Origin of the sequence: Rhodopirellula maiorica SM1, from assembly GCF_000346295.1 — a bacterium.
GTDB classification, from domain to species: Bacteria; Planctomycetota; Planctomycetia; order Pirellulales; family Pirellulaceae; genus Novipirellula; species Novipirellula maiorica.
Map to the genome: position 1 here is coordinate 1 of NZ_ANOG01001116.1, position 4,556 is coordinate 4,556.

Consider the following 4,556-nt stretch of genomic DNA (forward strand, 5'->3'; position numbering starts at 1 on the left):
TCAGGGGCGACCCACATGCTGACGAGCTCCGCGGTTTTTGCGTGCTCAGCGGAGGGCACGCAAACGGCAATCCCAACGTCGTCCCGATAGGCTGTCGCTGCAAGAAAGTGAGCGACCCTCTCGTTTTCGGTTCGCGTACGCCACTCGGTGTCAGTTCGTTCTTGTTCTTTGGCGAGCGTACTGCCGAAAGCTTCGGGAGCGTCCCCGAGGCAGCGAAGACGTATCGAACGAATTCGTTTCCAGTCAGCCGCTTGAGCACGCACGATTTGAAGATCTGTCATCGGAGCAAGCTGGTTTCGTGTCTCGGGCAGGCTAAAGGTGTCAAGCCCCGCGTTTGTTGCAAGCAGAAACCCGCCTGCGCGGACGACACTTCCCAGTCGCAACGCGACGACAAGTGGTAGCCCCGGACGTGAGTCCGGGGTACAGCGTTGTAGTAGCCACCATAGAGTCGCGAAGCGACGGCAGGTGCCAATACGGAAAAGGAGGACGATCGATTAGAGCATGGGACGTTCGAAAATGGAGGATGCATGAAGGTTTCTTTTCTTTGTCCGGCATCAATCGGTCTCAATATCTTTTTGTCCCATATCTTTTTGCCGGTCCTTTCAGCCGGGTGACTGCTGAACGGCATTTACCTAGAGGCTACCTACTTCGGCCCGCCGATCCTTCCTGACATCCGGTCAAAAGAAGGCAACCAAAGGTTGCGGCAGGAAAATGAGGAGGGGCAGGAACATGTCTGAACCCGAAGAAACTGGTAATTGGCGCCAGCACAAATGTTGACGCATGATTTCTTCAATCAGCACGTTCCGGGATTCCATCTGCGATTCATTCGGCATGCAATGACCTCTTTAGGCGAACGCCGGTGGTCACACGGCGGCGATCCAAGATGTTGCGATCACGAAAAGACGTTGCCGCCGCTCGCGTGCACCACATGGTTATTGCGCCGTGTCTGGGTTGCGGACGACTCGCAATTCGGTCTGGATCCGCAGATCCATAAAATAGTGGTCGAAGAAAGGCTATTCAAACACTCCCGAAAATATTCCTGCCAACATTTTCCTGCCAGCTCCGAGCGAGCAAATGGCAGGAAGATGGGGGCAGGAAGATAGGGGCAGCGGGGACAGGCCGCAGCGGCGAACTAGCCACCGAGACCCAAAGAGGACTCAGCCAGAAGAAGGACCACGAAAACAACCAAAGACACGAAAGTTAGGTGAATGTACTTTTCGTGTGATTTGTGTCTTTCGTGGTTTGAATTCCCCGGCGCAACGACGAGCGTATACAACTTACGACCATCAAGTCACTCTACCCCGCAACGACGGACTGCAAGAACGTTGAGCGTAACCGGGTGGCGACGGTTGACGTTGATTTCAAATTCGGCGTGAATCGCCACGCCAGTGCAGTATGCCCAGCATGGGCGTGATCTTGTGAGGTGCCTCCATTCCAAAAGTCAGTCCCCTGTACTTAGTTCCGGTTTCTTTCATGGAGTCCGTATACCAAATGAAATTCTAACGAAAGAACAGTTTGAGGCCCCTTTCCTTAGAACACCCGGCAACTGCTCCGGAGGTGACGATCCGTGCTCGAGGAAGCCTGCGAATGTGACTGTAAAACTGGCTAGCCGCCGAGAACAGTTCTGGTTCAACAAATACCGAATCGGGCGAACTTCAACGTTAAAGCCGTCGCCAGACACATTCACGCCAAGACCCGCGTTTGTTGCAAGCAGAAACCCGCCTGCGTGGACGACACTTCCCAGTCGCAACGCGACGACAAGTGGTAGCCTCGGACGTGAGTCCGGGGTACAGCGTAGTAGTGGCCACCACAGAGTCGCGAAGCGACGGCAGGTGTCGTTACGGACATTAATAGGTTGGACAAGAAAATAATCGATTCAAGAAATTTGCCTCTTATATAACAATGCAAATGACTGGCCCCAGAAAGACCGTAGTCACAGGAAGGAGGACAATCGATTAAAATATGTAAGGTTAGAAAATCGGTGAGGCATGAAATCATCTTTCCTTTGCCCGGCATCAATCGGTCTCAATATCTTTTTGCCACCCATTTTTTTGCCGGTTCTTTCCGCCGGGTGACCACCGAACGGCATTTACCTAGAGGCTACCTACTTCGGCCCGCCGATCCTTCCTGACATCCGGTCAAAAGAAGGCAACCGAAGGTTGCGGCAGGAAAATGAATGGGGCAGGAACATGTCTGAACCCGAAGAAACCAGCGACGGTTCGGTGAACTGCGGAGATACTTTCAAGGCTGGCTGGGTTACTTACGTTACGGCGTGACCAAGACGTAACTTCGATATCTCGATCTTGGTTCGCCGCAACCCAGAATTCAGATTCGGAAAAACTGCACGGCAAGACCCAACGATACAGCGGACACAGCTATCCATATTAGCATCGTCTTTAGACTGAATCGCCAATCCTGTCTCCAGCCCCAAGCAATGGCCAGAAAGCCTAAGCAAGCAATCGGGACCCAGTAGGGCGTGCGAAACACACCGACATCCGCCAAGCCAAATTCAAATTTAGGCGTCGGTCGTGAAAACGTCGCACCCGGTTCATTCTTTATGCTCTCTTCCATTTGTGCGTAGATGGCTTCCATATCTTCAACGCTGGTGCTTTGGCGAGTCCATTCCGTGAATTGATCCGGAGAAAGCTTGTCATTGCGATTGCGAATCGTCAGCCAACCATCAGACGAGCCCATTTGTGGTCTGAACGAATCGGCCTGAGGGCCGATTACGTTGTCAATCCACCAGTAACTTCTTAGCCACATCGAAGCGAGCAGAACTATTGCAGCGACACATATCGAGCTCAACAGGACGCGAAGTCCTCCAACAATGGTTTTTTGCTGGACGTTCTTTTTGGACGTATCATTCATATGCGAGCGGCCCTCGGTTGAGTCGGCGAACGCCACCGATCACGGGGCGGCGACGAGTGATTCTCAATTGTTAAAAGACGCGACTTCGCCGCTCCAGTGGATCGGAATGGTTATCCGTTGTCCGCAAGGTGCATCCACCAATCAGTGTAGTCAATGACTAGCCTGTCGAAAGATGTGTCATTCGCGACATACATGTGTAAAGGATAGCAGTATTCGATTGCGATATGCGTCCAGTTCTGCTCCGATGCCGAATTTGGATAGGCAAGCATGCAAAGAAAGATAGCGGGGCCGCACGATGCTAGGTAAATGGGAAGCGTCGCAAGGACAAGAGCGCAAACAGCAGTCAGCAACAACAGGCGATTGATGGTCAAATCTCGTCACGCATTTCAGTTGGCGAACGAATTGCGTAACCGGGAACGCGCGAGAAAGTTTCTAACGGCCAAAACGCTCAGCTCGCGTTCTCCGGTTCACGCGTTGGTTGTCCTAAGATTTGATATTTCTTGCGACTATCTTGATGCAACGGGCGTGTATCCGAGCACGAATGCTGAGAAAAGATTAGTTATGTCTTCGTCAGTAAACTTTCCGACGATGTCAACATTTTTTCCAACCTTCACGAGTATGTTTGGGGCAGCTAACACACGACCATTTAGAATAACCGCAATTCGCTTGTGCGTGGGGCCGGGCGATGCAACGAGTCCGGACGTGCTATTCTTCGGGATAATATTCGTTGACGTTGCAGACTCCATTCGCTGCGCTCCGTCTTCCGTGAACACCAAGCTAACCGCTAGTCGTCCGTGACGATCACGAAAGAATGAAACGCGTTCTATATCACTTGCGTCTGCAATGTTTGTTTCGTTGACGTAAATGCTACCGTCATCATTGGGCAGCTTGTACTCGACAACATCAGGTGCAGGCTCGTTTTGCGCAACACGGAAGACGACTTTACTTTGTTCAGCCGTTGCATCATCTGCGATAACACTGCAGGTTAGGAGTATGGAACTAAAAATAGTCAGAAAGTTAGAAAGCATCTGATGTTTCTTTCGCAAAGAGAAAAATGTTTCGTTCTTCAGTGGGATAACGAATTGCGATCTATCCGGCTTTTTTACAGACGGATAGATCGTGTGTTGAACGTGACCGCTTTGGGGCTTGGTGATTTCAATCGAACTTTGATTGATGCCAGTGATGATTTTAGCCGGTCCCGAACACTGGTTGCAAGCGTTTGACGCCGTTGCCAGACGTGCTCTGGATGCTTTGCACGTTTTGGAGTGCTGGTTTTCGAAATGCGGCGCAGCGGTTATCGCACTGGGACTTTGCAGGTTCCTGATTTAGCGGGCTTTCGTTGCTTGAAGTGCTCGTGACCAGTCATCCGCTCTCCTGATACCAACGCGGCCGACGGGGGCGGTGCATCGTTTTGCTCCAGCTTGGTTTGTCTTCCACGTAGATCATCTCCAAACTGTCGCCGCAGTCCCTCGATGAATCGATCGCGATAATTGCGACGAAGCTCGCTGGCATCGGACTCGGGGCGGAGCCCAAGTGCGTTCGCCGCACGTGCAGATAGATCATTGTCGTTGCGAAGCTTTTGTGTCCGAGCAACCGGCTGATCGTCAGCAAGTCGACGCCCGACTCGAGCAGCCCAGTCGCATATGAATGACGAAGCGTGTGAGGAATGATCGTCTTGTGGATTCCTA

General features: G+C 51.9%; 4 protein-coding genes. All 4 read right to left on the minus strand.

Annotated features, from left to right (window positions below; genetic code table 11):
• Positions 1-281 (minus strand): hypothetical protein (locus RMSM_RS35865; protein WP_040771390.1); only part of this gene is annotated, 281 nt, incomplete at its 3' end.
• A gap of 2,044 nt (positions 282-2,325) precedes the next feature.
• Positions 2,326-2,694, minus strand: coding sequence for a hypothetical protein (locus RMSM_RS40405; RefSeq protein WP_008709642.1), 369 nt, complete (start codon positions 2,692-2,694; stop codon positions 2,326-2,328).
• A 680-nt stretch (positions 2,695-3,374) separates the two neighbouring features.
• Positions 3,375-3,896: a SecDF P1 head subdomain-containing protein gene (locus RMSM_RS35875; protein WP_008709644.1), complete on the minus strand. Its 522-nt coding sequence runs from the start codon at positions 3,894-3,896 to the stop codon at positions 3,375-3,377.
• A 334-nt stretch (positions 3,897-4,230) separates the two neighbouring features.
• A partial coding sequence (locus RMSM_RS43950) for a tyrosine-type recombinase/integrase (RefSeq protein ID WP_040771388.1) occupies positions 4,231-4,556 on the minus strand: 326 nt, incomplete at its 5' end.